This window comes from Methylobacterium sp. Ger2507 (assembly GCF_055231875.1).
The window spans coordinates 1871596-1897643 of record NZ_JBUYVC010000001.1 but is presented as its reverse complement, the minus strand read 5'-3'; the positions used below and the strand labels follow the sequence as shown (position 1 = coordinate 1897643).

The following is a 26048-nucleotide window of genomic DNA, read 5'->3' as shown; positions in this document are numbered from 1 at the left end:
TTTTGTTGTGTCACTGGCCCAGGCGCTCCAAGAGCGCGGGGACATGGACCTGATCGGCTTTGTAGTTGCCGGTCAGGGTGTAGATCACGAAATTGATGCCACCCCGGAAAGCCATCTCGCGCTGGCGCTGGTCGCCGCCGACGATGGGGTAGAGCGGTTCGCCCCGCTTACCCACAGCCCAGGCAGCCGCGAGGTCGTTGCTCGTGATGACGATGGGCGAGACGCCATCGCCCGCACGCGCCGGACGGCGCTCGGCGCCCTCCCCCGCCGGAGGCAGGGTCTCGACCCAGGTCTGGCCGGTCGCGTAGCGGCCGGGGAAATTGTCGACGAGATAGAACGCCTTGGTCAGGACGTGATCCGGTGGGACCGGCTCGAGTTCCGGCACCTCCAAGGTCGACAACATCTTGCGCAGGTAGGTCGCCTCCGGAGTCGGCGGACCGCCGGGCCGCGCGGTGAGAGCGTCGCGGGTATCGAAGATCACGGTGCCGCCGTTGCGCATGAAGGCGTCGATACGGCGGATCGCGGCTTCGCTCGGCTGCGGACGTCCAGCCACGATGGGCCAGTAGATCAGCGGATAGAATGCAAGCTCGTCCTTGGCGGGATCGATCCCGATCGGATCGCCCGGCTCCAGGGCGGTGCGGCTCGCCAGCATCTGGGTCAGGCCCGTAAGCCCGGCGCGGCTGGCGGTGTCGGCCGCCTCGTCGCCGGTCACCACATAGGCGAGGCGGGTGGCTAGCGCCGAGTCGAAGGCGCCCGCCCGCGCCGTCTGGCCCTGCTGCGCCTGCACAGGACCGGGCAGGCCCACCAGGGCACCGAGCGCCAGAACGGCCAGAACGATCGCGGCCGGACGCGAGACGAAACCCCGTGCGCGCCGAAGGAAGCCGCTGAGCCAGAGGCCCGCAAGGGTATCGAGAATGAGGAGCATCAGAGCCAGAGTGAAGAGGGAGGCGCGCAGATCGAGGGTTTCGGCGCCGGCCAGAGACCCGACGCGCGCGTCGGACAGGGCGGCGAAGTCGAGAGGTTTGAGCCGGTCGGCGGGGGCCAGAGCGTTGACCGCGATGCCGCCATCGACAGGGCCGTAGAAGCCCGGCGGATGCTCCAGGGTGGCCCGCTCGCTGAAATCGGCTGAGACCGCGATCGCTCCGGCCGGCGGAGCGCCGAGCGCTCCGAATCCGTCGAGGGTGAGGCGCGGGGCCAGCACGGCGGTAGCCCGGGCCCCGGCATCGCCGGACGGCAGTGCCTTGGCGCCGGCGAGATTCACCACCCGGCGCAGCATGTCGATGAACAGGCCGGACAGGGGCAGGTTCGACCAGGTCGTGTCGGCGGTGACGTGGAACAGCACGACGAGACCCTGGCCCCGCTTATGGGCGGTGACGATCGGTGTGCCATCCTGAAGCGAGGCCCATGTCCGGCCCGGCAGCTCGCCGTCGGGCTCGGCCAGGATCTGGCGACGCACGCCGATGTCGGCCGGCGGCGTCAGACCCGCGAAGGGACTCTCGGGGGCGAAAGGCGCGAGGGTCTTCGGGCTGTCCCAGGACAGGGTTCCGCCGAGAGTCCGGCCGCCGCGGCGAAGGCGCACCGGCACCAGGGGATCGTTGCCGGCGGCCAGGCGTGGCCCGGCGAAGCGTAGCAGGAGGCCGCCCTCGTCCACGAACTGCTCGACACGGGCGAGGGTCGGTCCGTCGAGCGCGCCGACATCGGCCAGGACGAGAACAGAAACCTGATTGTCGAGGAGCTGGGTGATCGACTCGGCGACGCTCTTGGCCCCACGCGGCTCCTGCACGTCGGCGTAGGGGCTCAGCGCCCGCGACAGGTAATAGGTCGGCGCCAGGAGTGGCTGGGCCTGATCGCTGGTACCGCCGAAGATGAGGCCGACGCGCCGGCGCTTACCGCGCTCGTCGACCAGCGTCACGGCACCGGCGGAGCGCTCCGCAGCGATCTCGATCCGGCTGATGCTGTTGCGCAGCTCCACCGGCAGGTCGAACCCGATTTCGGTGTCGAACGCCTCCGGCGCAAAGGTGAAGCTCTGCTCAGCCAGCGGCAATCCCTTCTGATCGAGGGCGCGCACCAGCCCGGTGTCACGACCGTTCGGACCGGCACGCAGGACATGAGCGGTAAGCCGCCCGCTGGCCTCGGCTGCCGACAGCGCCAAGGCCGGTGGACGGTCGGCCTTCAGGATCGTCAGGGACGCGCCGCGTGCGGCGACAAGATCACCCAGACGCTTGCCGAAGACGTCCTCGTCGGAACCGGCGACGCCGTCGCTGATCCACAGGATGGCGGCGGCGGGGCTGCGCTCCAGGAACGCGGCCAGGGCCGGCAGATGCGTCTCACGGTCGGCGAGGTGCGGCCGCGGCGCGATGGCGCGCAGGCGTTCGAGCGCAGCCGCCGGGACCTTCGCCTCGACGGGCGCCGTCGGGTCGGCCAGGGCGGTCACCGCCACCGGCCGGCCGTCGCGCGCCGCCCCCTCGACCGCGTCGGTTGCAACGCGGAGACGTTCGCGCCAATCGTGAGCCGAGGTGAAGCCGTTGTCGAGCATGACGAGGAGCGGTGTGCGCCCCGTCGCGGCCCCCGTACCGGACGGATTCCACACCGGGCCGGACACCGCCAGGATCAGGGCGGCCGCCGCCAGAAGGCGCAGGATCAGGAGCCAGGGCGGGGTCCGGGCCGGCGTCTCACGCCGACCGAGCAGATCGGCCATGATCGCGAGCGGCGGGAAGTCGATGCGGCGCGGGCGCGGCGGCGTCACCCGCAGCAGGAACCACAGTGCCGGAAGGGCAATGAGAGCGGCGAGCGCCAGGGGCGCGGCGAAGGTCAGGGGCAATCCGAGCATGCGGCGATCCTCAGCCGGTCCCGCGCGCCGCCGCCACGAGGGTGAGGAGGCGCAGGGCCGCCTCGCTCGCCGGGCGGTCGGTGCGATGGATCGTCAGGGTCCAGCCCTGGCTGCGGGCGATCTCCGCGAGGCGATCGCGATGGGCGGCGATCCGGACCCGGTAGGCCTCGCCCCAGGCGCCGGCATCGCCGACGTTCAGGCTGACGCTCGATTCGGGATCGTGCAGGACCGCCTGGCCAGAAAACGGAAAGGTCTCCTCGACCGGATCGACGATCATCACGAGGTGGCCGCGGGTGCCCCTTCCGGCAAGGCGGTCCACGGAGGCCTTCACGGCATCCGGTGGCGACAGGAAATCGCTGATCAGTACGGCCTCATCGAACCGCCCGGGCGTCGCGCGCGGCGGCGCGTCGTCATCCTGCCCCTTGGCGTCGGCGACCAGGGCCTGCGCCATGGTCTCGACGATGCGGCGGGAAGCCGTTGCGCGGGTGAGCCCAAGCAGGCCGGTGCGTTCCCCGCCCTCCACCAATGCGTCGGCCAGTGCGAAGCCGAGGACCAAAGCGCGCTCGACCTTCGGGGATTGCGCCAAGTGGGAGGCGAACCCCATCGAGGCCGAGCGGTCGATCCAGAACCAGATGTTGTGGGTGGCTTCCCACTCGCGCTCGCGCACATAGAGCCGGTCGTCGCGGGCCGAGCGGCGCCAGTCGATGCGCGCGGCGGCCTCGCCGGCCACGAACGGCCTGAATTGCCAGAAGCTTTCGCCCGATCCGGCCCGACGTCGGCCGTGGATGCCATGGGCCAGTGTCGAGGACACCCGGCGCGATTCGAGGATCAGACGTGGCATCCGCTCGGCCAGCGCGAGAGCGCTTTCGGTCTCGCGGCGTCCCGGATTGCGGGCGCTCCGGTCGAGAACCTGGGTCGCGCCGCCGCCAGGCCGGAAAGTCGCCATGCCGTTAGAGCTTGCCGGCGAGCTGGGCGATGAGGCCCGAAATGGTCTCGCCGTCGGCACGCGCCGCGAAGCTGAGCGCCATGCGGTGCTTCAGCACCGGCTCGGCCAGCGCCTTCACGTCGGCGACGGAGGGCGCAACGCGTCCCTCTATCAGCGCGCGAGCGCGCACCGCCAGAGTCAGAGCCTGACTGGCGCGTGGACCCGGTCCCCACAGCAGCTTGCCCTTGAGGGAGGGATCCCCGTCCTCCGGCCGCGCGGCACGCACGAGGTCGAGGATGGCATCGACCACTGCGTCGCCCACCGGCAGGCGGCGCACCAGGCGCTGGGCCGTTAACAGCGCCTCGGTGGACATCACGGCCACCGGCTTGTGTTCGTCGCTTCCGGTGGTCTCGATCAGGATGCGGCGCTCGGCGGCACGATCGGGATAGCCGACATCGATCTCGAGGAGGAACCGATCGAGTTGGGCCTCGGGCAGCGGGTAGGTCCCTTCCTGCTCGATCGGGTTCTGGGTCGCGAGCACGTGAAAGGGTCGCGGCAGATCGTGGCGTTCGCCCGCCACCGAGACGAAATGCTCCTGCATGGCCTGAAGCAAAGCCGATTGGGTGCGGGGGCTGGCGCGGTTGATCTCGTCCGCCATGAGAAGCTGGGTGAAGACCGGCCCTTTGACGAAACGGAACGAGCGGTGCCGATCGGCATCCTCGTCGAGAATTTCAGTGCCGAGGATGTCGGAGGGCATCAGGTCCGGCGTGAACTGCACCCGCCGGGCATCGAGCCCGAGTACGGTGCCGAGGGTCTCGACGAGCTTCGTCTTCGCCAGACCCGGCAGCCCGACGAGGAGGCCGTGGCCGCCCGCCAGAATTGTGATGAGGGCGAGGTCGACCACCTGCTCCTGGCCGAAAATCACCTTGTGGATCGCCTCGCGCGCCTGCCCCACCGATCCGAGACAGGCTTCCGCCGTGGCGACGATGCCGTCATCGAGGGGAGTGGCCGGCTGGGAGCCCTGGATCATGCGTGTCGGTCCTGGCGTCTCGGCGCCGGCCGTCGAGGGCCGGGTGCCGCGGGAATACGCGAACAATGCGCGGGCCTGTCAGCGACCCTCAGCGCGGGAGTGTGGCGCCCTTTCCCGCACGCTGGCAAGGTCGGCGCGACGACGCAGGGTTCAGTCCTGCGCGAGCGGCTCACGGGCGAGGCACGAAGCCGGATCGTGTTCTCCCTGTCCAGATGCGCTATCTAGCGTTCATGACCGACCCCGCCGCCGCCGTCGGAGATCCGACGATCGACCGACTCCGTTCCGCCCTCGGGAGCGCGACGCGGCGCGGCCCGCCGCCGGTGGAGCGCTGGAACCCGCCCTTCTGCGGCGCCATCGACATGCGGATTGCTGCCGATGGCACCTGGCACCACGACGGCGCTCCGATTCGCCGGCCTGCCCTGGTCAAACTCTTCGCCTCGATCCTGCGGCGCGAGCCCGACGGCAGCTTCGTGCTGGTCACCCCCGTCGAGAGCGTCGGCATCACGGTCGAAGACGCGCCGTTCGTGGCCGTCGAGATGGCCATCGAGGGCGACGGTCCCGACCGGCGTATCGCTTTCCGCACCAATGTCGACGATCTGGTCCCGGTGGGTGCCGACCACGGCTTGCGGTTCGCGCAGGATGCTGCCGGAGGCCTGCGCCCCTATGTCCATGTCCGCCGGGATCTATGGGCCCTGCTCACCCGGGCGCTGACCTACGACCTGTTGGCGCTCGCCGAGGACCGTGAAGGTTGGCTCGGCGTCGAGGCCGGCGGCCTCTTCCACCGCATCGCGCCCGCCGAGAGCGCATGACGCACGACGTCGCGCTGACGGACCTCCTCGCCCGGGCCGCCGACCACCTGTCCTTCGAACCGCCGGGCGAGGGTGACCCGACGGCGAACCCCCGCGGCGACCACGACCTCGATGGCGCCGATGACGCCGTGGTGCCGGGGCCGCCCCATCGGCGCGCCGCGGTGCTGGTACCGGTGCTGCCCCGCGCCACGGGGCCGAGCGTCCTGTTCACCGTGCGCGCCGCGCACCTGCGCGACCATTCGGGCCAGATCGCGTTTCCGGGCGGCAAGATCGACGCCGACGATCCGACTCCGGCCGATGCCGCCCTGCGCGAGGCGCGGGAAGAAGTCGGCCTGACAGCCGATGCGATCCGGGTGCTGGGTTATCTTGATCCGTATCTGTCGGCCACCGGCTTCCTGGTCGTCCCGGTCCTCGGACTGGTTGACCCGGAGGCGCGCCTGAACCTGAACCCCGACGAGGTCGCCGCGACCTTCGAGGTTCCGCTGGCGCACCTCCTCGATCGGACACAGCGCCGCATCGAGAGCGCGGAATGGCGCGGACGCCGGCGGCGTTACTATGTCACCCTGTATGGGCCGTACCGGATCTGGGGGGTGACCGCCGGAATTCTGAACAACCTCCAAGAGCGGCTCTACCCCTGACCCGGCGTTCAGATCGTCCACTTCAAAAGAGTCTCATGATTCGTCGCGTCCTCGAAGAATTCCTGATTTTCCTCTCGCCGTTCCTTGTCTTCGCGTTCTTTCTCGCGATCACCGGGCGCAAGCCCTATGACCGCGCCCATTGGACCGGACAGGCCTTCCGGTTGACTCTGGCCGGCCTCGGCCTCGTCATCCTCTCCTTGGTCGCGATCGGGCTCTTCAGCGAGCGGCATCGCGGGGGCTACGTCCCACCTCACCTAGAGAACGGACAGGTCGTGCCCGGTCGGTTCCAGTGAGCGAGCAGGCGTTCCATTCAGCAGCCCACGACACCCGAGGGCTCGCGCATCTCCTCAAGCGGCCCGGTGTTGGACGGGTGCTCACAGCCCTGACGCGGGACGGAGAGGCGACCCGCCTCGTGGGCGGCTGCGTCCGCGATGCGCTGCTCGGGCGCATCGGCGACGACATCGACCTCGCCACCACGCTGCAGCCGAACGACGTGATCGCGTGCGCCGAGCGCGCTGGACTTCGGGCGATCCCGACCGGCATCGAGCATGGCACCGTGACGCTGCTCGTCGGTGACACCACCTTCGAGGTCACCACCCTGCGTGAGGATGTGGAGACCGATGGGCGCCACGCCGTGGTCCGGTTCGGCCGGGATTTCGCTCTGGATGCCCAGCGCCGGGACTTCACCATCAACGCGCTTTCCCTCGATGCCGAGGGCCGGCTGCATGATACGACAGGCGGGGTGGATGACCTTCGAGCCGGGCGCGTCCGATTCATCGGTGAGGCTCGGACGCGCATCCGCGAAGACGCCCTGCGCATCCTGCGCTTCTTCCGGTTTCATGCCCGCTACGGGGCAGGTCGCCCCGACCCGGAGGGGCTCGCGGCCTGCATCGAAGCGCGGGATGCCCTGGATGGCCTGTCGCGCGAGCGGGTCCGCGCGGAGTTCTTGAATCTGCTGCGGGCGCCGGGAGCAACGGCTGCCATCGAAACCCTGAGCGAGACCGGCTTGCTGATGCGCCTGATCGGGGGTCTCGGCGATCTCGGCCGGTTCAACCGCGTCGTTAAGGACGGGTCCGACAACGCGGGGATCGACAGGCTGGCGGCCCTGGCGGTGTTCTCCGCCGCCGATACCGAACGCCTCGGACTGGCGCTGCGGCTCTCAAAGGCAGAGCAGGCTGCCCTCACGGACTATGCCAGTGCGGTGGCCGCCCTGCATGGTCGTGTCGTGATCGATTTCCGTGAGATCCGCCGGCTTGCCGCGTGCCACTCCACGGCGGCACTGGCCCTGGCCCGACGGGTGACCCGCGGCGAAGGCCCTTCGGTGTGGTCACCGGACGCCACAACGTATCTCGACGATGTGGAGGCTGGGCGAGTGGCGGCGCCGAGGCTTCCGCTCACGGGAGCCGATCTGGTGGCGCGCGGGGTACGGCCGGGGCCGGAGATCGGCCGTCGCCTCGTGAAAGCGCGCGACCTTTGGCTCGAACGCGGATGCCCCGAGGGCGAAGCCGCGCGCGACGATCTGCTCGCGCGCGCGACCGCGTAGGCGCTAGAAGTTGAGGGCGACCTTGGCGTCGCGAAGCTGGACGATCTGACCGGTCAACTCGTCCTTGCGGGCGAAGTCCTCGGTGGCATCACGCAGCATTTCGATCGCCTCGATGTCACGGTCGAGGGATTCCTGCGTGATTTCCTCGAATGGGTTCGCCCGCTCCGCGATGACCGTCACCGAGGTCGGGCCGATATCGGCGAAACCGCCGCGGACGAGAACGCGCTTACCGGTGTGACCAACCTCGTTGATCACGATCACGCCGACTTTGAGCGCCGTGAGCACGGGGGCGTGGCCGGGGAGAACGGTCATTTCACCCTCGACACCGGGCAGCTGAACCGCCTCGATCGGGCCGGAATATACGGTCCGCTCAGGGCCGACGAAATCGAACTGGAAGGTGGCCATGTGGTCGAGGATCCCGGCTCGGGGTGTCTGTGTGGAGTGACGGCGCGCCATGCCTCGGTGGCGCGCGCCGTCCGCTTCGTCGTCAGGCGCCGCGACGATCGGCAACGAAGCCGATCCCGAGGCCCAGCACCGCACCGATGACGGCGAAGATGCCGATATGCTGCATCTGACCCGTGGTCAGGGAGCCGCCGCGCGTACCGGCCGGCGCATCTCCCTGAACTTCGAGGCTGAACGAGCCGATCCTGATCTCGGCAGCCTCGGGCCGGGTGAGATACCCGGCCAGACCGCCGACCACGAGACCGACCAGCAGCAGAACGATCTTGGCGTTCAAGACCTCAAGCCGCCGCAGCGATCTTCTTCGCCTTTTCCTTGGCATCCTCGATCGTGCCGACCATGTAGAACGCCGCCTCCGGCAGGTCGTCGTAGTCGCCGTTCACGAGGCCCTTGAAGCCCTTGATCGTGTCCGCCAGCGGGACCTGGATGCCCGGCGAGCCGGTGAAGATCTCGGCCACCGAGAAGGGCTGCGAGAAGAAGCGCTCGATCTTGCGGGCGCGGGCGACGGTCAGCTTGTCCTCTTCCGAAAGCTCATCCATGCCTAGGATCGCAATGATGTCCTGAAGGGCCTTGTAACGCTGCAGGGTCTGCTGGACGCGGCGAGCGACGTCGTAATGCTCCTCGCCGAGAACGGCGGGGTTGAGCATGCGCGAGGTGGAGTCCAGCGGATCCACGGCCGGGTAGATGCCCTTCTCGGCGATCGAGCGCGACAGCACGGTGGTGGCGTCGAGGTGGGCGAACGAGGCGGCAGGCGCCGGATCGGTCAGATCGTCGGCCGGCACGTAGATGGCCTGCACCGAGGTGATCGAGCCCTTGGTGGTGGTGGTGATGCGCTCCTGCAGGGCGCCCATGTCGGTGGCGAGCGTCGGCTGATAGCCCACCGCCGACGGGATGCGGCCGAGCAGCGCCGACACTTCCGAGCCGGCCTGCGTGAAGCGGAAGATGTTGTCCACGAAGAACAGCACGTCCTGACCCTGGTCGCGGAAGTCTTCCGCGATGGTCAAGCCGGTGAGCGCGACGCGCGAGCGGGCGCCGGGGGACTCGTTCATCTGGCCATAGACCAGGGCGCACTTGGAGCCTTCCGCCGAGCCGTTGTGCTCCTTCGGGTCCATGTTCACCTTGGACTCGATCATCTCGTGGTAGAGATCGTTGCCCTCGCGGGTGCGCTCACCGACGCCGGCGAAGACCGAGTAGCCGGAGTGAACCTTGGCGATGTTGTTGATCAGCTCCATGATCAGCACGGTCTTGCCAACGCCGGCGCCGCCGAACAGGCCGATCTTTCCGCCCTTGGCGTAGGGAGCGAGCAGGTCGACCACCTTGATGCCGGTGACCAGGATCTGCGACTCGGTGGACTGCTCGGAATAGGCGGGGGCCGGCTGGTGGATGGCGCGGAGCGTGTCAGACTGGATCGGGCCGGCCTCGTCGATCGGCTCGCCGATGACGTTCATGATGCGGCCGAGGGTTTTGAAGCCGACCGGAACCTTGATGGCCTCGCCGGTGTCGGTGACCTCCTGGCCGCGGACCAGACCTTCCGAGGTGTCCATGGCGATGCAGCGCACGGTGCTCTCGCCAAGCTGCATTGCGACCTCGAGAACGAGGCGGCTGCCGTTGTTCTTGGTCTCCAGGGCGTTCAGGATCTCGGGCAGGTGGCCGTCGAAGTGAACGTCGACCACGGGGCCGATGACCTGGGTGATCTTGCCGACCTTGCTTGAGCCGGCGCCGGGGAGAGCGGTGTTCGCCATGTTACGGGTCCTTTGAAAATGGTGTGGTCAGGGCGTCAGGTGCGCTTAGAGCGCTTCGGCGCCCGAGATGATCTCGATGAGTTCCTTGGTGATCATGGCCTGACGCGTCCGGTTGTAGATCTGCGTCTGCTTCTTGATCATCTCGCCGGCGTTGCGCGTGGCGGAATCCATGGCACCCGTGCGGGCGCCCTGCTCGGAGGCGGCGTTCTCGAGGAGTGCCCGGAACACCTGAACGGTCAGGTTGCGCGGAAGCAGCGTATCGAGGATCGCCTCCTCGCTCGGCTCGAACTGGAGCGCAGCGTCGGGTGCGGTGGCACCCGTCTCAGGTAGCTCGGCCGGGATCAGCTTCTGGGCGGTCGGAATCTGCGAGATCACCGAGCGGAAGCGCGAGTAGAACAGGGTCGCAACATCGAATTCACCGGCATCGAAGCGGGCGATGATGCTGTTGGCGATCTCGGCAGCGAACTCGTAATCGACCGCCTTGTTGCCGCGCAGATCGCGGTTCTCGATGATCTCGTCACGGAACTGGCGACGGAGCAGGTCGTAGCCCTTCTTGCCGACGGTGATGATCTTCACCGTCTTGCCTTCGGCCGCCAGCCTACGGGCGTGGTCGCGAGCGAGACGTGCAATCGAGGAGTTGAAACCGCCGCACAGGCCGCGATCGGCCGTGCACACGACGAGCAGGTGCGTCTTCTCAGAACCGGTTCCAGAGAGGAGCCGGGGACCCTGGACGCCGCCCACCAGGTTGGCCGCGAGGTTTCCGAGAACCTGGGACATCTTCTCGGCGTAGGGGCGCGCGCTTTCGGCAGCCATCTGGGCCCGCCGCAGCTTGGCGGCGGCGACCATCTGCATCGCCTTGGTGATCTTCTGCGTGCCCTTCACCGAAGTGATGCGGTTCCGCAGATCCTTCAAACTCGCCATGGGGTGACTTCCAGATCCATCCGCTGCCGCTCAAGGCGAGACGCCCGAACGACCCGGGCGCCTGCTCTCACTGAGATCCGGCCACCCTGGGGCGGCCGGTTTCGCTTTCGTGGCGCGCCTCAGGCGAGCGACTTGGCGACGCTTTCGACGACGCCCTTCAGCGTCTTGGCGCTGTCGTCCGACAGATCCTTCGAGTCGCGGATTTTGGTGAGAAGGTCGGCGTGCTTGGTCCGGAGGGCCGAGAGCAGAGCGTCCTCGAAGGGGCGAACCTTGTTCAGCGGCAGGGTGTCGAGGTACCCGTTCACGCCGGCATAGATCACCGCAACCTGCTCTTCCATCTTCAGCGGCGAGAACTGCGGCTGCTTGAGGAGTTCTGTCAGGCGCGAACCACGGTTCAGGAGCTTCTGGGTCGAGGCGTCGAGATCCGAGCCGAACTGCGCGAACGCGGCCATTTCGCGGTACTGCGCGAGCTCGCCTTTGATCTTGCCGGCGACCTTCTTCATCGCCTTCGTCTGGGCCGACGAGCCGACGCGGGAAACCGAGAGGCCGACGTTCACTGCCGGACGGATGCCCTGGTAGAACAGATCGGTCTCAAGGAAGATCTGACCGTCGGTGATCGAGATCACGTTGGTGGGAATGTAGGCCGAGACGTCGTTGGCCTGGGTTTCGATGACCGGCAGCGCGGTCAGCGAGCCGTTACCGGCAGCGTCGCCCATCTTGGCGGCGCGCTCGAGCAGACGCGAGTGCAGGTAGAACACGTCGCCCGGGTAAGCCTCGCGGCCCGGCGGGCGGCGCAGGAGCAGAGACATCTGGCGGTAGGCCACGGCCTGCTTGGAGAGATCGTCATACACGATCACGGCATGCATGCCGTTGTCGCGGAAATACTCGCCCATGGCGCACCCGGCGAAAGGCGCGATGAACTGCATCGGCGCGGCGTCGGAGGCGGTGGCGGCGATGACGATCGAGTACTCGAGCGCACCGTTGTCTTCCAGCGACTTCACGAACTGGGCGACGGTGGAGCGCTTCTGGCCGATGGCGACGTAGACGCAATAGAGCTTGGCGTTCTCGTCGGTGCCGGCATGGGCCGGCTTCTGGTTCAGAATGGTGTCGAGGGCGATGGCGGTCTTGCCGGTCTGGCGATCGCCGATGATCAGCTCGCGCTGGCCGCGGCCGACGGGGATCAGGGCATCGATGGCCTTGAGGCCGGTGGCCATCGGCTCATGCACCGACTTGCGCGGGATGATGCCCGGGGCCTTCACGTCAACGCGACGACGCTCGGTGGTGGCGATGGGACCCTTGCCGTCGATGGGGTTGCCGAGCGCGTCGACGACGCGGCCGAGCAGCGCCTTGCCGACCGGTACGTCGACGATGGCGCCGGTGCGCTTGACGGTCTGGCCTTCCTTGATGTCGCGGTCGGACCCGAAGATCACGATGCCGACGTTGTCCTGCTCGAGGTTGAGAGCCATGCCGCGCACGCCCGACTCGAACTCGACCATCTCGCCGGCCTGGACGCTGTCGAGGCCGTAGGCGCGGGCGATGCCGTCACCGACGGACAGAACCTGACCGACCTCGGTGACTTCGGCTTCCTGGCCGAAGTTCTTGATCTGATCCTTCAGGATCGCGGAGATCTCGGCGGCGCGGATATCCATCGTCGGGCCTCTTGTCTTTAGATTGATTGATTGGGGTCAGGAACGGGAAGCAGTCGGGCCTGGAAGGCCCTTACCGGGCTTCCCGCATCGCAAGGCGAATTCCATTGAGCTTGGTGCGCAGGGAGGCGTCCACCATGCGGCTGCCGATCTTGACCACGAGGCCACCGATCAGGCTGGGGTCGATGCGTAGGTCCAGGTCGATCTCCGACTTGGCGACGTCGCGAAGAGAGGCCTTGATGTCTTCGATCACAGCGTCCGAAGGACGCTCGGCGACAGTGACCTCGGCTCGCACGATGCCCTTCGATTCCCGCACCAGGGCGCGGAAGCCGCGGATCATGTCCGGCAACGCGAAGAGACGACGATTGGAGGCCGCGAGACGGATGAAGTTGCCACCCAGACCGCCGATGCCGGACTTCTCCAGGAGGGCGACAATGGCAGCTTCCTGCTCGGCGCCGGAGAAGACCGGGCTGCGCACGAAGCGGCGCAGGTCGGCGCTCTCCTTCAGCATAGCGTCGAACTGATCGAGGCTCGCCGCGACACCATCGATGTCGCGCTCATCACGCGCCAGTTCAAACAAGGCCGACGCGTAACGCGCCGCTACGCCTGCAACCGGGGAACCCGCCTCGGAACCGTTCTGCGCCACGCGCCGCTCTCTCTTCAATCCTGCCTGAGGGCTCCGGCCTTGTCGCACCGTTGTTGGGCGCGGGCTTGCGAAACCGTCAGGATTGGGAACGTGCCGGTCTGCGCGGACCATGAAAAGCCCGCCCTTCCGGCGCGGCGAGGGCCTAGCATGCGTGTCCGGGGGGCGCAAGACGACGGAACTTGCGCCGATGCGTTGTGCAACGCGACATGCCGAACCCCGTTCCGATGGGGGCAAACGGTGGCAAAGGTGAGGCCGCGCCGTCAGCAGGCGATCCGGTCGCAGCGCCGGGTGGCGGCGATCATCCGGGCCAGGGCCTTCGGGCCCGGATGGCCGAGAAGGCCGGTGTTGCCGAGTACGTAGGAGGGCGTCGCCGCGAGGCCGAGATCTGCTGCCATCCGCATCTGCGCCTTGAGCGCGAGCCGGACGTCTTCGCTGTCGGCGATGCTCTCGATCTCCGTCGCTGCCACGCCGAGTTTGGCCGCCGCCTGCAGGGCGGCCGGACCGTCGATCTTACCCGGCCTAGCGAGCAGCGTTCGGTACAGATTCCAGGTGGCAGCCGACCCGAGCTTGCGCTGGATCGCGAGAGCGACCTTGGCGGCCTGGGCCGACTGGACCGCGAGAATGGGGTTGTTGATCAGGCCGATCCGCAGCGACGGGTCGCTCTCGCTGAGGGAGACCATGTCGGCCGCTGCCTTCCGGCAATAGGGGCAGTTGTAGTCGAAGAACTCATACAGCGTGGTCTCGGCCTCGGCCGGACCGATATACGTGACCCCGCGCAGGGCGGGGATCTCGCCGACGATCTCGCCTGGCAGGCGCATGTTGGCGATGGGGCGGCCCTCGTCGTTCTCCACCTTGAACGCCTGACCGTATCCTTGAGCCAGAGCGGCACCGACGGACCCAATTCCGGCGGAGAGGCCCGCGGAGGCGAGGAGGAAACGCCGGCGGTCGAGGCGCGGGAACGCGAAGCTCATGGGGCGGCCCTGGAAGCGGGGGAGACGAAAAACCGCCCGGCTTCTAGACCCGCTGGCGCCGGACCGCCAGCGGCACGCCTCAACGCATGGCGCCGGGCCGATCGCCGGCGGCCCAGGCCAGGGCCTGCTCCAGACGGTCGTTGCCCCAGAACAACTCGCCATCGTTGGTCAGGAAAGTCGGTGCGCCGAAGATGCCGCGCGAGCGCGCCTCCTCCCCGTTGACGCGCAGGCGACCCTTGTTGGTCTCGGCGGCCGCCTGCTTCAGGATGATGGTTCCGTCGAGGCCGAGCCCGTTGAGGAGCGACACCACGGCCGGCGGTTCGGCGATGGACTGCCCGCGGGCGAACTGACTCTCGTAGACGGCCTTCGAGAACGGCACGAGCCACTCGTAATCCATGCCATAGGTGGCCGCGCGCGTGGCGCTGAGACTGTTCTGGGGGAAAGGATCAGGTCGCTTGACCGGAGGCAGACCCTGCCGGGCGGCTTCGCGCTCGACGTCGCGCCACATATGGCGGCCCTTGGCGGCGTAGAGGTTGAAGGGCGAGGAGTTCCAACCCTGCGCCGCGAAAATGGGCCCTACCAGGAAGGGCCGCCAGCGGATCTCCACGCCGACGGCCTCTCCCAGGGCTTCGATCCGCATCGCCGACAGATAGGAATAAGTGGACGCGAACTCGTACCAGAATTCGAGGGTCGGCCTGCGCGGCATGCGTCGAATCTCCGGGGTCGAGAATGGTCTTGAGTGTCGCCCGACGCTTGGCTCGCCACAAGGCGGTCGCGCGACATGGTCTTCACCGGCCACAATTACCTCGAGCGAACGCGCCCGGCGGCACGGCGGTTGCACGGCCCCGCGCTCCGCTGATAAGCCGCCGCAATCCAAACTCCGAACGCAAAGCGAGCCCCATGACCGACGCGAACCCGAAGCCCGTCAACAAGGTCGTGCTCGCCTATTCGGGGGGGCTCGACACCTCGATCATCCTCAAGTGGCTCCAGACCACCTATGGATGCGAGGTCATCACCTTCACGGCCGATCTGGGTCAGGGCGAGGAGTTGGAACCCGCCCGCAAGAAAGCGGAACTGCTCGGCATCAAGCCCGAAAACATCTTCATCGAGGACCTGCGCGAGGAGTTCGTACGCGACTACGTGTTCCCGATGTTCCGGGCCAACGCCGTCTATGAGGGCGTCTACCTCCTCGGTACCTCCATCGCCCGGCCGTTGATCGCCAAGAAGCAGATCGAGATCGCCGAGCGGCTGGGTGCGGACGCCGTCTGTCACGGCGCCACCGGCAAGGGCAATGACCAGGTCCGGTTCGAGCTGGGCTATTACGCGCTCAAGCCCGACGTGACGGTCATCGCCCCCTGGCGGGAATGGGACCTGAAAAGCCGCGAGCAGCTCATCGCCTTCGCGGAGCAGCACCAGATTCCGATCTCGAAGGACAAGCGCGGCGAGAGCCCCTTCTCCGTCGATGCCAATCTCCTGCATGCCTCGTCCGAGGGCAAGGTTCTGGAGGACCCAGCCGACGAGGTTCCCGACTACGTCTACTCACGGACGATCTCGCCGGAGGAGGCTCCCGACACGCCGACCATCATCACGATCGGCTTCGAAACGGGCGATGCGGTCTCCATTGACGGCGAACGCCTGTCGCCCGCGAGCCTGCTCGCCAAGCTGAATCAGCTCGGCCACGACAACGGTATCGGCCGGCTCGACCTCGTGGAAAACCGCTTCGTCGGCATGAAGAGCCGCGGCATGTACGAGACGCCCGGCGGCACCATCCTGTTGCCGGCCCACCGCGCCATCGAGTCGATCACGCTGGACCGGGGTGCCGCGCACCTGAAGGACCAACTCATGCCGCAATACGCGGAGCTGATCTACAACGGCTTCTGGTTCAGCCCGGAGCGCGAGATGCTACAGGCCCTGATCGACAAGAGCCAGGAGATGGTCACCGGTGAAGTCCGTCTGAAACTCTACAAGGGCGGCGTCCACGTGATCGGACGCACCAGCCCGAACTCGCTCTACGACCAGGACCTCGTCACGTTCGAGGAGGGCGCCGTCGCCTACGACCATCGCGATGCGGCGGGCTTCATCAAGCTTAACGCCCTGCGCCTGCGTACATTGGCCCAGCGGAAGAAGAAGCTCGGGGGCTGAACGGAACCGGACCGGCCGGGGCCTCCCTGCTGAGAGACTCCGGCCCGAGGGTACTCGGCTACTCGGCCCGGCTCACCGAGAAGCCCTGCAGAATTCGCGGGACTTCTCCTGAGATCTCCCGGGCCAGGAAGCCCATCGGCCCAACCGATCTCGCAAGCCAAGCACCCGCCTCACCGTGGAGGTAGACCCCCCACAGAGCCGCCGTGACGGGATCGGCGCCCCGCGCCAGGATGCCGGCGATGATCCCCGCCAGAACGTCACCGGACCCGGAGGTCGCGAGGCCGACGCCGCCGCCACTGTAGTGCCAGTGCGCTCCGTCAGGGGCGACGATCCAGCTCTCGGCGCCCTTCATGATCACCACGGCCCGCAGCATCTCCGCCGCCTGCCGTGCCGCCTTCAGGGGCTCGACCTCCACCGCTTCGCGCTCCCAATCGAGGAGTTGCGCCATTTCGCCGGCATGGGGCGTGAGGACCGGCGGGCACGTCAGGCTTCGCACGGTCTCCGCGTGGGCGCCGAGGCCGCAGATCGCGCCGGCGTCGAGAACGTAGGCGGTGGCGTTCTGCTCCGCCAGGAGGGTGCGGACCAGCATCGCGGTGAGGTCGCAGGTGTTCATGCCAGGGCCGAGCAGCACCGCGTCGCAGCGTTTGGCCGCCTTGTCGATGCGGGGTGCCGCCGCTTCGGCTTCGATCTCGCCGTCCTCCGTCTCGGGGAGGCCGATCACCATGGCCTCGGGGACGGCCAGAGCCATCGCAACGGCGACGCTCCGTACCGACGCGATCTTCAGCTTGCCGGCTCCGGCGCGCAGGGCCGCCACGCCGGCCAGGAAGACCGCGCCCGGCACCTCGGCGCAGCCGCCGAGGACGAGGACGCTGCCGCGATCGTCCTTGCTTCCCGCCTCAGGGGTCGGCAGCGGGCGCTGGCGCAGGCACGCGTCGTCGAGTTCGATCCCGGTCATCGCACGTCCTCCATCGGCGAGGGTTCGGCGGTGACGGGAGCGCCGGCCCGCTGCACCGGGGCGACGAAGTTGTAGCGCTGGAGGTGCATCCGCCCCGTCGAGCCCGGCTCGGCCTGGAAGGCATATTCGGTGACGGAGCAGTTCCGGACGTCAGCCTCCGCGTCGATACCCAGGATCTCCGCTTCGCTGAGATTCTCGATGAGGTAGCGCAGGCAGAGCACCACGACCTGATGGGCGACGATTAGGACACGCTTCTCGCCGTGATGCAGCGAAACCGTATCCATTGCGCCGCGCAGGCGCAGGATGACGTCACACCAACTCTCGCCGCAGGTCGGACGATAGTAGAACTTGCCGAGGCGGGCGCGGAGTTCGGCCTGCTCCGGGTAAAGATCCTCGATCCCGGTTCGAGTCAGGCGATCGAGTAGGCCCAGCTCCTTTTCACGAAGCCGCTCGTCGACGTAGTCCTCGGGAGCGTCCGACGCGATGCCGCCAGCCTGGCGAATCCCCGCAACGGTCTGCTGGGCGCGACGATAGGGTGACGTCAAAACGACATTCGGACGCTGGGAATCGGGCATCTCGGCGAACCAGCGCCCGAGGGCTTCGGCCTGGCGGTGACCGCGCTCACTCAACGCAACGTCGACATCACGTTCCGCAATGTCGATCCGAGCCAGACCTGCCTTAGCTGCCGCGTCGCGCGCAACGTTGCCGGCACTCTCGCCATGTCGAACGATCCAGATCCGGCTCGGCCAGCGTTGCAGCATCCGTCACGTTCCTCGGCTTGGTTCACCTCGGCAACGTTCCTGTACCCGACCCGTTCGCCCCTGCGTCGTTCCCGCCCCTCACGCCGGCTGCCAGCCCGCGTCGCTCCGGACGAAGTCGCCCGGCCCAAGGTCGGCGTAGCGCAGGAAGATCTGGAGCACCGGCTGCATTTCGCGGTGCTCGGCGGGCAGCGCGGTGCCTGGGCCATACGGAGCGTTGGTGTCGACCGCCGGCACGTCGCGAGCGGTATCCCAGCGAATCGCGAGGGCATGGACCCGGGCCACCTGTTCGGCGGTCACGTCGAAGGTGACATGCTCGGGCGTCTCGCCGGTGGCCGCGTCCCGAAATACGTCGCCGACATCGTCTGACGCCAGCTTGGCCAGCGTGTTGTGATAGGCGTAGCGCCCCGGCTTCAGGATCGCGTTGGCGGTGAACACCGCAAGCGCCTCGCCCAAGGCCCGATGCTCCTCGTCGGCCCCATCGTCATCGCCGGTCACGTTGAAGATGTCCTCGTCCCGGTCGGTGCTCCCGTAGGGCGCATCGGGATGGACGATCGGCGCGCCGACACCTTCGGAATTCCACGCGATCACCATCCGACGAATCAGCGCGATGCGCTCCAGGGTCAGTTCGAGCATCGGCTGGGTCATCGTCGGTCTTTCGCGCGTGGGGCCGCGAGGGCGCCCGTCATGGCCGTCGACCCGACGGGACTGTCGCGGGTCGCGGGCGAGGAATGGCCGGCAGGTACCTGATCCCATCGCCGCGGGCTACCGCTTCAGGCATCCCATCAACCCCGAGACGCCATTCATGCGAGCCTGGATGCGGGCCGCTTGCGCCCGCACGCCGCGTGATGGCATCGCCGGATTGCGCAGGATGGGATTGGGCAGCACCGCGGCCAGCAGCGCCGCCTCACCACGCGTGAGGGCGCGGGCGGACTTGCCGAACCAGCGCTGTGCCGCCGCTTCCGCTCCGAACACCCCCTCCCCCCACTCGGCGATGTTGAGGTAGATCTCCAACGTACGGCGCTTGCCCCACAGCGTGTCGGCGATGAGGGCCAGGGGAATTTCCAGCGCTTTGCGAATGACCGATCGGCCCGGCCACAGAAAAACATTCTTCACCGTCTGCATCGGGATCGTCGAGGCTCCGCGGCTCGGGCCCTCCTCGTCATCGACGACATCCCGCAGGGCGCCCCAGTCCACGCCATCGTGCAGGCAGTAGCGCTGATCCTCGGAGGCGATGACGGCCTGGACGAGGTGGGGCGAAATGGCATCAAGGGCGATCGCCTGCCGGTCGACGGGGCGCAGCGTCAACCATCGGCCAAGCATCAGGGTTGAGGGCGGGGTCAGCGCACTATAGACGAGCGCAAGCGACACCAAGAGGGCCAGAGCGATGACGGGGAGGAGCAATAGGCGGTTGACGATCCGCCGTGCCGCGCCGCTCCGTTTCATACCGGATGCAGCGCGCACCGGTAGCGCACGCGCCGAAATCTGCCGAAGCGGCCGCTCCGGGCTCTCATTCTCGTCCTGAATTCGAACCTCCTGCCCACGACACGACCCTGTCTGACCGAAGGCCCGACCGAACATGACCTCAACGCAAGGATCCCACGCTTCGGTCAAGGCGGATGCCCCGGTCGAGGCCTTTTCCCACAGGCTTGCGGCGGCCGCCGACACGGTGGAGTCGTTCCTGGCCGAGCGCCTGACGCCGGAGACTCAGGCTGGCGAGATCGCCCGGCCGGTGCGCCTGATGGAGGCGATGCGCCACGCGGTGCTCGGCGGCGGCAAGCGCTTGCGCCCATTCCTCGCCATCGAGACGGCGCGGATGCTGGGCGGCTCGGATGCCGGCGCCCTTGCGGCCGGGTCGGGCATCGAACTGGTCCACTGCTACTCGCTGGTTCACGACGACATGCCGGCCATGGACGACGACGACATGCGCCGCGGCAAGCCCACGGTGCACAAAGCCTATGACGAAGCCACCGCCATCCTGGTGGGCGATGCGCTCCAGACCCTGGCCTTCGAGATCCTGGCCGATGCCACCTGGCAGCCCGATCCAACCGTGCGCGCCGACTTGGTGCTCGGCCTCGCCAAGGCCTCGGGCCTTGGCGGAATGGTCGGCGGCCAGCTGCTCGACCTTGGCGCCGAGGGACGTTTCGGTCCTGTCTCCCTGGGGGTCGATGACACGTTGCAGCTCCAGGCGATGAAGACCGGGGCGATCCTGGCCTTCTCAGTGGAGGCTGGTGCCATCGTCGGCGGTGCGACCCCGGACCAGCGCACGGCGCTGCTGCGCTACGGCCACGCCCTCGGTCAGGCTTTCCAGATCGCCGACGACATCCTCGACCGTGAGGCTTCGGCCGAGGCCATGGGCAAGGCCACCGGCAAGGACAAGGACGCCGGTAAGGCGACCCTGGTCGACCGCCTCGGCGTTGAGGGCGCACGCGCCGAGTGCGACCGCCTCGTCGGGGTCTGCGACGCAGCCGTGGCCGCCTGGGGCGACAAGGCGGAGACCCTGCGCCAAGCGGCGCGCTTCACGGTGGCGCGCAAGGTCTGACGCCGGACATCTCCGGGCCTTCCTCGGCGTCACGCACTTTATGCCGCGATCGCGTCCTCCCGGAGGTGGACACGAATTCTTCGACCAACGACTGCGAGTTGATCCATGACCGCCTACAAGCTCCTCCTCCTCCCCGGCGACGGCATCGGCCCCGAGGTAATGGCTGAAGTCGAGAAGGTGATCGGTGCCCTCGGTGAGCTGGGCCTTGCCACGTTCGAGATCGAGCGCGACCTTGTCGGTGGTGCCGCCATCGATGCGCACGGAGTTCCCCTCACGGATGACGCGCTGGCCCGGGCGGATGCCGCCGACGCCATCCTGCTGGGTGCGGTCGGCGGCCCGAAATGGGCGGACGTGCGCTATGAGATTCGCCCGGAAGCCGGCCTGCTGCGACTGCGCAAGGATCTCGGCCTCTTCGCGAACCTGCGGCCGGCGATCTGCTACCCGGCCCTGGCCGACGCCTCCGCCCTCAAGCGCGAGCTGGTCGAGGGCCTCGACATGATGATCGTGCGCGAGCTCACAGGTGGCGTCTATTTCGGCGAGCCGAAGGAGATCACGGTGCTGCCCGATGGCTCGAAGCGCGCCGTCGACACGCAGGTCTACACCACGGCCGAGATCGAGCGGATCGCCCACGTGGCGTTCGACCTCGCCCGCAAGCGCTCCGGCCGGGTCGCTTCGGCCGAGAAGCACAACGTGATGAAGTCGGGTGTCCTGTGGAAAGAGGTCGTCACCCGGGTGCACGCCGAGTATAGCGACGTCAGTCTCGAGCACGTGCTCGCCGACAATTGCGCGATGCAGCTGGTGCGCCGGCCCAAGCAGTACGACGTCCTCGTCACCGACAACCTGTTCGGCGATGTGCTTTCGGACGTCGCCGCAATGCTCACCGGCTCCCTCGGCATGTTGCCCTCCGCCTCACTGGGCGCCGTCGACGCCAAGGGCAGCCGCAAGGCGCTTTACGAGCCGGTGCACGGCTCGGCCCCCGACATCGCCGGCAAGGGCTACGCGAACCCCATCGCGATGATCGGCTCGCTCGCGATGTGCCTGCGCTACTCCTTTGGTCTTGGCGAAGCCGCCGACCTGCTCGAAGCAGCCATCACTCGAACCCTGGCTTCGGGCGCGCGCACCCGAGACATCGCCGCGGAGGGCGCGACGTCGATCAGCACCACCGAGATGGGCGACGCGATCATCCGCGAGCTCAGGCACGCCGTCGCATGAGGGCCTTCGCCTGAGTCAACGGTCGCCGCGCCCTAGCAGGTCGGCACTGGCGCGTCAGGAGAGCCTTCGCCGACAAACGAAAACGGGCCCCGAAAGGGGCCCGTCAAAGATCCAGCAGTGAGTTTCGGCTTAGTAGGGGTTGCCGAAACGCGACACGTAGGAGGTCGGATCGATCGCGTCGACGGCCGAAAAATCGACGTTGCGGATCGCGCTGGAGCGGGCGCCGACGAACGGGCCATTGGTGATCGGGTCGGGCAGAATGCCGCCGCCGAAGCGATCGTTTCGGCCGTAGGGCGGAGAATTCAGGTAGCTGGCGGTGATGAACTGGGGGTTCGTCGCCGGGTTGCTGACCGAGCCGTTATTGGCTTCGACCACGTTGCCGGCGTCGAGCCAGCTGCGCGGGCGGATGCGGATCGGAAGCGGCTGGCTCACGCGGTAGCCGGCGGGCGCGTAGCGGCCCTGGGCCTCGGCGGCGGTGTTCGCGCCGACGGCTGCGAGAGTGAGGGCACCCATCAGGGCAATCGAGACAGAGCGCATGACGCACCTTCGTTGAAGCTGTGAGACTTGTAAGCCGCGCTTTCTTAAGAAACACGGCTCTCTGTATGCGGGGAAGACGTGCCAACGCAGCCGAGGTTCCCACCTTATGGCCGCGCTTCTCAAGATTGCCGCAGTTTGGCCTCATTTTTTCGTGTCAGGCGCTTTTCGCGGCCGACGGGCGAGGATCGATCCGGTTTCGCCGCCGACATCCCGATCGGCATTCTTCATTGCGACGACGCGCGGGCCACAACCGGGCTCGCGCCGCGCCTCGGTGGTCGCAAAGGTGCTTTCAAGAGCGGATGAAGGCTGGCCATTGAGGCTGATCCGATCGAGAGCGCAGGCGACGGCCCGGGGCTCGGGAGCCTGACCAAGCGGGGCGCAGAGCCAGCCGTCGAGACGGAGTGCACCGGGCTCGAGGGTTGCGAAGCCGGTGCAGTTGCGCCTGCCCTCGCGCCCGAGGGTCAGGTCGAGGGTCTCGACGAGGCCGAACTTGGTGGCGATCGTCCCATGCTCACCGGTTCGAATCACGGCGAGCCCCTGCCCGTCCGCAGCGCGACGCGCCAACGTTACGAACAGACGCGGACCTGTCTCCGGCTCCGGCGTTTCCGTGAGGGTGAGGCGGAGGTAGGGTGCCTCGATGATATCGAACCCGCCCTGGACGAGCACGTCCTCGCGCCGCCCGGTCGCAGGGTTGAGCCGTGCCGTCTCGGCGCGCGGCGCCTCCAGCGCATCGGGATCATCCAGGCGAAAACGAGGTTCGGAGAGCGCGACTGGGATCGCCGGCCTAGCAGCCTGTGCCACCGTCGGCACGAAAGGCGATCCGATCTGCGACTCGATTGAGGGATCGACCGGACCCGGCCGGCCCTCACGCGCGAGGACGCTGAGTGCCGCAATGGTTATGATCGCCGCTGAAAGCTGTCCTGCGCGCTTCAGCAGCGTGACCGGACTCTGGCTCAATCGACCCGCACCGACTGACGTCAGAGGATCGTGGCGGCCCCTCGTCTGACCCACGTCACGTGTTCGCTCGAAGTCGGGCTCGGTTCGCATCGATATCCGGGGTTCTCTGGCGGCGGGGGGCTCTGGCGGCGGGGGGCTCTGGCGGCGGGGGTTCTCTGGCAGAAAGCCCGCCCTCCGAGAGCGATGGTGAAGCCGGACCGACCAAGGTCGGGTTTCCGGATCGCTCCGGCCCTCGGGATTTCCGCCGCTAAGGTGAATCGCCGGTATCGACCCGGATGCCGACCCATGCCGACAGCACATGCCGGCCCCGGCTTGCGCCGGTGCGGGACCGTCGCGATCTGACAGCAAGGGGCACCGCCGCGATGAGTCAGAAGGAATACATGATCCCCCTCTCCGTTCTCGACCTTGCCCTCGTGCCCGACGGCGCAACGCCGGCCGATGCCCTGCGCAACAGTGTGGCACTGGCCCGTCACGTCGAAGGGCTCGGCTATCGGCGCTTCTGGCTCGCCGAACACCACAACATGGTGGGTGTCGCCAGCGCAGCGACGGCGGTGGTCATTGGCCATGTGGCGGCCGGCACGTCGACGATTCGGGTCGGGGCCGGTGGCATCATGCTGCCGAACCATGCTCCGTTGGTGATTGCCGAACAGTTCGGCACCCTTGAAACGCTGTTTCCCGGCCGTATCGACCTCGGCCTCGGCCGCGCGCCCGGCACCGATCCGCGTACCACGCGGGCCCTGCGGCGCTCGGGCGAAGCGGCCGATACCTTTCCGCAGGACGTGCTCGAAGTGCAGGCTCTGTTCGGCGAGCTGAAGCCCGGCCAAGCTGTGCAGGCCGTGCCGGGCACGGGGCTCCGGGTGCCACTGTGGATCCTCGGCTCGAGCCTCTACGGCGCGCAGCTCGCCGCGATGCTCGGGCTTCCCTATGCCTTCGCCTCGCATTTCGCGCCTGACCAGCTCCTGCCGGCCCTCGCCACCTACCGGGACCGCTTCCAGCCGTCCGAACAGGCGAGCCGGCCGCATGCCATGATCGGCCTCAACATCGTTGCGGCGGACACCGACGGTGAAGCGCGCCGGCTGTTCACATCGGCGCAGCAGCAATTCACCAATCTGGTCCGCGGGACGCGTGGGCTGCTGCGTCCACCCATCGCCGATATCGAGGCGTATTGGGCGCCACACGAAAAGGCCCAGGCCTCGCGGATGCTGGCACGCTCCCTCGTCGGGTCGCCGGAAACGATCCGTCGGGGCCTCGCCGATCTCGTGGCGGAGACCGGTGCCGACGAGATCATGGTCGCCTCGGCGATCCACGATCCGGCGGCGCGGCAACGATCCTATACGATCCTGGCCGAAGCGCGGGACGCGCTGGCGCAACGCCCGGCCAGCCTTGTGGCGTGAAGGCCTCGGCCTACCCTTGACAGCAGCGGGGACGAGGCGTCTTGCTCCCGCGCTTGGCGAATCATGCTGCGATGCGGCGTGTGCCGCATCAGCGGGTCGATTCGGGCTCGCGCACCTCCGAGGCCGGCAGGCCGCCGGCCATCGGCGATGGTCCGGTGCGCGGCAGGGAGGCTGAACATCGGTGCCGAACCCGGCCGCGGCGGCTCGCCAGAGGGGTGAGCGGCGCCTCGGTCCTCGGTGCACGCAAGAGCGGAGTGTTTGAGCAATGGGTTACAAGGTCGCCGTCGTGGGTGCCACGGGCAATGTGGGCCGCGAGATGCTGGACATCCTGTCCGAGCGCGCCTTTCCGGCGGACGAGGTGGTGGCGATCGCGTCGCGCCGCTCGGCCGGCCAGGAGGTGTCCTTCGGCGACAAGATTCTGAAGGTGAAGGCTCTCGATACCTACGATTTCTCCGATACCGATATCTGCCTGATGTCGGCCGGCGGCGAGACCTCCAAGGAGTGGTCGCCGCGCATCGGCCAGACCGGCTGCGTGGTCATCGATAACTCGTCGGCCTTCCGCTACCATCAGGACGTGCCGCTGATCGTGCCCGAGGTGAACCCGGACGCCATCAACGGCTTCTCCAAGCTCAACATCATCGCCAATCCGAACTGCTCCACGGCGCAGCTCGTGGTCGCCCTCAAGCCTTTGCATGACGCGGCGACGATCAAGCGCGTGGTGGTGGCGACCTACCAGTCGGTCTCCGGCGCCGGCAAGGACGCTATGGACGAGCTCTTCCAGCAGACCCGCTCGGTCTTCACCGCCGGCGAGATCAAGGCGGAGAAGTTCCCCAAGCGCATCGCCTTCAACGTCATCCCGCACATCGATGTGTTCATGGAGGACGGCTACACGAAGGAAGAGTGGAAGATGGTCGCCGAGACCAAGAAGATGCTCGATCCCAAGATCAAGCTGACCGCCACCGCCGTGCGGGTGCCGGTGTTCATCGGCCATGCCGAGGCAGTGAACGTCGAGTTCGAGCGCCCGATCACGGCCGAGCAGGCCACCGCGATCCTGCGCTCGGCTCCGGGCATCATGGTGGTCGATAAGCGCGAGCCCGGCGGCTACATGACCCCGCACGAGGCCGCCGGCGAGGATGCCACCTACGTCTCCCGCATCCGCGAGGACGCCACGGTGGAGAACGGGCTCGCCTTCTGGTGCGTCTCCGACAATCTGCGCAAGGGCGCGGCGCTCAACACCGTGCAGATCGCCGAGATGCTGGTGAACCGGAAGCTGTTGAAGCGGGCGCAAGCGGCTGCCTGACCCAGACGGCTCCTGAAATCAGATCGATCGGCTATCTCTCCGATCCGAACACGCCGTCCCCCCCGAGGGGCGGCGTTTTTCATTAGCCGAC

Annotated in this window: 26 protein-coding genes; 9 read left to right on the top strand and 17 right to left on the bottom strand. The window is 67.8% G+C overall.

Annotated features, from left to right (window positions below; all coding sequences use genetic code 11):
• Positions 1–10: 10 nt before the first annotated feature.
• From ACV7NL_RS08835 to ACV7NL_RS08825, 3 genes are read right to left on the bottom strand one after another with little or no spacing between them, the layout of a single operon-like run.
• On the bottom strand, positions 11–2830 hold the full coding sequence (locus ACV7NL_RS08835) for a DUF4159 domain-containing protein (RefSeq protein ID WP_463355439.1): 2820 nt from the start codon (positions 2828–2830) through the stop codon (positions 11–13).
• 10 nt (positions 2831–2840) lie between these two features.
• Positions 2841–3776, bottom strand: coding sequence for a DUF58 domain-containing protein (locus tag ACV7NL_RS08830; RefSeq protein ID WP_463355438.1), 936 nt, complete (start codon positions 3774–3776; stop codon positions 2841–2843).
• A 4-nt stretch (positions 3777–3780) separates the two neighbouring features.
• Positions 3781–4785, bottom strand: a complete 1005-nt coding sequence (locus tag ACV7NL_RS08825; RefSeq protein WP_056484350.1) for an AAA family ATPase — start codon at positions 4783–4785, stop codon at positions 3781–3783.
• 230 nt (positions 4786–5015) lie between these two features.
• Between ACV7NL_RS08825 and ACV7NL_RS08820 the strand changes: the two genes are divergently transcribed.
• From ACV7NL_RS08820 to ACV7NL_RS08805, 4 genes are read left to right on the top strand one after another with little or no spacing between them, the layout of a single operon-like run.
• Positions 5016–5594 carry a DUF1285 domain-containing protein gene (locus ACV7NL_RS08820; protein WP_056180105.1) on the top strand — a complete coding sequence of 193 codons (579 nt, stop codon included), beginning with the start codon at positions 5016–5018 and terminating at the stop codon, positions 5592–5594.
• Positions 5591–6232 (top strand): CoA pyrophosphatase, encoded by a 642-nt coding sequence (locus ACV7NL_RS08815; protein WP_056179775.1) that lies wholly within the window; start codon positions 5591–5593, stop codon positions 6230–6232. The genes ACV7NL_RS08820 and ACV7NL_RS08815 overlap by 4 nt, the downstream gene beginning before the upstream one ends.
• Positions 6124–6525: a DUF6111 family protein gene (locus ACV7NL_RS08810; protein ID WP_463355437.1), complete on the top strand. Its 402-nt coding sequence runs from the start codon at positions 6124–6126 to the stop codon at positions 6523–6525. Before ACV7NL_RS08815 ends, ACV7NL_RS08810 begins: the two co-directional genes overlap by 109 nt.
• On the top strand, positions 6522–7775 hold the full coding sequence (locus ACV7NL_RS08805) for a CCA tRNA nucleotidyltransferase (protein WP_463355436.1): 1254 nt from the start codon (positions 6522–6524) through the stop codon (positions 7773–7775). Before ACV7NL_RS08810 ends, ACV7NL_RS08805 begins: the two co-directional genes overlap by 4 nt.
• Positions 7776–7778: 3 nt before the next feature.
• Here the strand turns inward: ACV7NL_RS08805 and atpC are convergent, their stop codons facing one another.
• The 8 genes from atpC to ACV7NL_RS08765 all read right to left on the bottom strand — a co-directional run bounded on the left by atpC (position 7779) and on the right by ACV7NL_RS08765 (position 14866).
• Positions 7779–8180 carry an ATP synthase F1 subunit epsilon gene (gene atpC / locus ACV7NL_RS08800; protein ID WP_056179765.1) on the bottom strand — a complete coding sequence of 134 codons (402 nt, stop codon included), beginning with the start codon at positions 8178–8180 and terminating at the stop codon, positions 7779–7781.
• An 82-nt stretch (positions 8181–8262) separates the two neighbouring features.
• The gene (locus ACV7NL_RS08795; protein WP_463355435.1) at positions 8263–8511 is read right to left on the bottom strand and encodes a hypothetical protein; all 249 of its coding nucleotides are present in this window, start codon (positions 8509–8511) and stop codon (positions 8263–8265) included.
• A 4-nt stretch (positions 8512–8515) separates the two neighbouring features.
• Positions 8516–9976 carry a F0F1 ATP synthase subunit beta gene (atpD, locus tag ACV7NL_RS08790; RefSeq protein WP_463355434.1) on the bottom strand — a complete coding sequence of 487 codons (1461 nt, stop codon included), beginning with the start codon at positions 9974–9976 and terminating at the stop codon, positions 8516–8518.
• Positions 9977–10021: 45 nt separating this feature from the next.
• Positions 10022–10897 (bottom strand): F0F1 ATP synthase subunit gamma, encoded by an 876-nt coding sequence (locus ACV7NL_RS08785; protein WP_056179754.1) that lies wholly within the window; start codon positions 10895–10897, stop codon positions 10022–10024.
• A 119-nt stretch (positions 10898–11016) separates the two neighbouring features.
• On the bottom strand, positions 11017–12546 hold the full coding sequence (atpA, locus tag ACV7NL_RS08780; RefSeq protein ID WP_056179751.1) for a F0F1 ATP synthase subunit alpha: 1530 nt from the start codon (positions 12544–12546) through the stop codon (positions 11017–11019).
• A 70-nt stretch (positions 12547–12616) separates the two neighbouring features.
• Positions 12617–13189: a F0F1 ATP synthase subunit delta gene (locus tag ACV7NL_RS08775; protein WP_463355433.1), complete on the bottom strand. Its 573-nt coding sequence runs from the start codon at positions 13187–13189 to the stop codon at positions 12617–12619.
• 260 nt (positions 13190–13449) lie between these two features.
• Positions 13450–14160 (bottom strand): DsbA family protein, encoded by a 711-nt coding sequence (locus ACV7NL_RS08770; protein WP_463355432.1) that lies wholly within the window; start codon positions 14158–14160, stop codon positions 13450–13452.
• Positions 14161–14239: 79 nt separating this feature from the next.
• Complete coding sequence (locus ACV7NL_RS08765) at positions 14240–14866, bottom strand: 2-hydroxychromene-2-carboxylate isomerase (protein ID WP_056179743.1); 627 nt, start codon at positions 14864–14866, stop codon at positions 14240–14242.
• A 194-nt stretch (positions 14867–15060) separates the two neighbouring features.
• Here ACV7NL_RS08765 and ACV7NL_RS08760 point away from each other — a divergent pair, with 194 nt between their 5' ends.
• Positions 15061–16302 (top strand): argininosuccinate synthase, encoded by a 1242-nt coding sequence (locus ACV7NL_RS08760; RefSeq protein WP_056179739.1) that lies wholly within the window; start codon positions 15061–15063, stop codon positions 16300–16302.
• A gap of 58 nt (positions 16303–16360) precedes the next feature.
• On the opposite strand, the gene ACV7NL_RS08755 is transcribed toward ACV7NL_RS08760, so the two are convergent.
• The 4 genes from ACV7NL_RS08755 to mtgA form a co-directional block, all read right to left on the bottom strand.
• Complete coding sequence (locus tag ACV7NL_RS08755; RefSeq protein ID WP_463355431.1) at positions 16361–17257, bottom strand: NAD(P)H-hydrate dehydratase; 897 nt, start codon at positions 17255–17257, stop codon at positions 16361–16363.
• On the bottom strand, positions 17254–18018 hold the full coding sequence (locus ACV7NL_RS08750; RefSeq protein WP_463355430.1) for a histidine phosphatase family protein: 765 nt from the start codon (positions 18016–18018) through the stop codon (positions 17254–17256). Before ACV7NL_RS08750 ends, ACV7NL_RS08755 begins: the two co-directional genes overlap by 4 nt.
• A gap of 78 nt (positions 18019–18096) precedes the next feature.
• On the bottom strand, positions 18097–18663 hold the full coding sequence (locus ACV7NL_RS08745) for a hypothetical protein (RefSeq protein ID WP_056179730.1): 567 nt from the start codon (positions 18661–18663) through the stop codon (positions 18097–18099).
• Positions 18664–18780: 117 nt separating this feature from the next.
• On the bottom strand, positions 18781–19596 hold the full coding sequence (mtgA, locus tag ACV7NL_RS08740; protein ID WP_463355429.1) for a monofunctional biosynthetic peptidoglycan transglycosylase: 816 nt from the start codon (positions 19594–19596) through the stop codon (positions 18781–18783).
• Between mtgA and ACV7NL_RS08735 the strand changes: the two genes are divergently transcribed.
• Together ACV7NL_RS08735 and leuB are read left to right on the top strand one after the other, a co-directional pair.
• The gene (locus tag ACV7NL_RS08735) at positions 19595–20557 is read left to right on the top strand and encodes a polyprenyl synthetase family protein (RefSeq protein WP_247635571.1); all 963 of its coding nucleotides are present in this window, start codon (positions 19595–19597) and stop codon (positions 20555–20557) included. The two genes, mtgA and ACV7NL_RS08735, sit on opposite strands and share 2 nt — an antisense overlap.
• A 105-nt stretch (positions 20558–20662) precedes the next feature.
• On the top strand, positions 20663–21769 hold the full coding sequence (leuB, locus tag ACV7NL_RS08730; protein WP_247635572.1) for a 3-isopropylmalate dehydrogenase: 1107 nt from the start codon (positions 20663–20665) through the stop codon (positions 21767–21769).
• Between the two features lie 129 nt (positions 21770–21898).
• Here the strand turns inward: leuB and ACV7NL_RS08725 are convergent, their stop codons facing one another.
• Together ACV7NL_RS08725 and ACV7NL_RS08720 are read right to left on the bottom strand one after the other, a co-directional pair.
• The gene (locus tag ACV7NL_RS08725; RefSeq protein WP_056179719.1) at positions 21899–22306 is read right to left on the bottom strand and encodes a hypothetical protein; all 408 of its coding nucleotides are present in this window, start codon (positions 22304–22306) and stop codon (positions 21899–21901) included.
• Positions 22307–22447: 141 nt separating this feature from the next.
• Positions 22448–23116 (bottom strand): hypothetical protein, encoded by a 669-nt coding sequence (locus tag ACV7NL_RS08720; protein WP_463355428.1) that lies wholly within the window; start codon positions 23114–23116, stop codon positions 22448–22450.
• 527 nt (positions 23117–23643) lie between these two features.
• On the opposite strand from ACV7NL_RS08720, the gene ACV7NL_RS08715 reads away from it, so the two are divergent.
• Both ACV7NL_RS08715 and ACV7NL_RS08710 read left to right on the top strand, forming a co-directional pair.
• The gene (locus ACV7NL_RS08715; protein WP_463355427.1) at positions 23644–24657 is read left to right on the top strand and encodes an LLM class flavin-dependent oxidoreductase; all 1014 of its coding nucleotides are present in this window, start codon (positions 23644–23646) and stop codon (positions 24655–24657) included.
• A 265-nt stretch (positions 24658–24922) separates the two neighbouring features.
• Positions 24923–25957 carry an aspartate-semialdehyde dehydrogenase gene (locus ACV7NL_RS08710; protein ID WP_056179713.1) on the top strand — a complete coding sequence of 345 codons (1035 nt, stop codon included), beginning with the start codon at positions 24923–24925 and terminating at the stop codon, positions 25955–25957.
• The last annotated feature ends 91 nt before the right edge of the window (positions 25958–26048 follow it).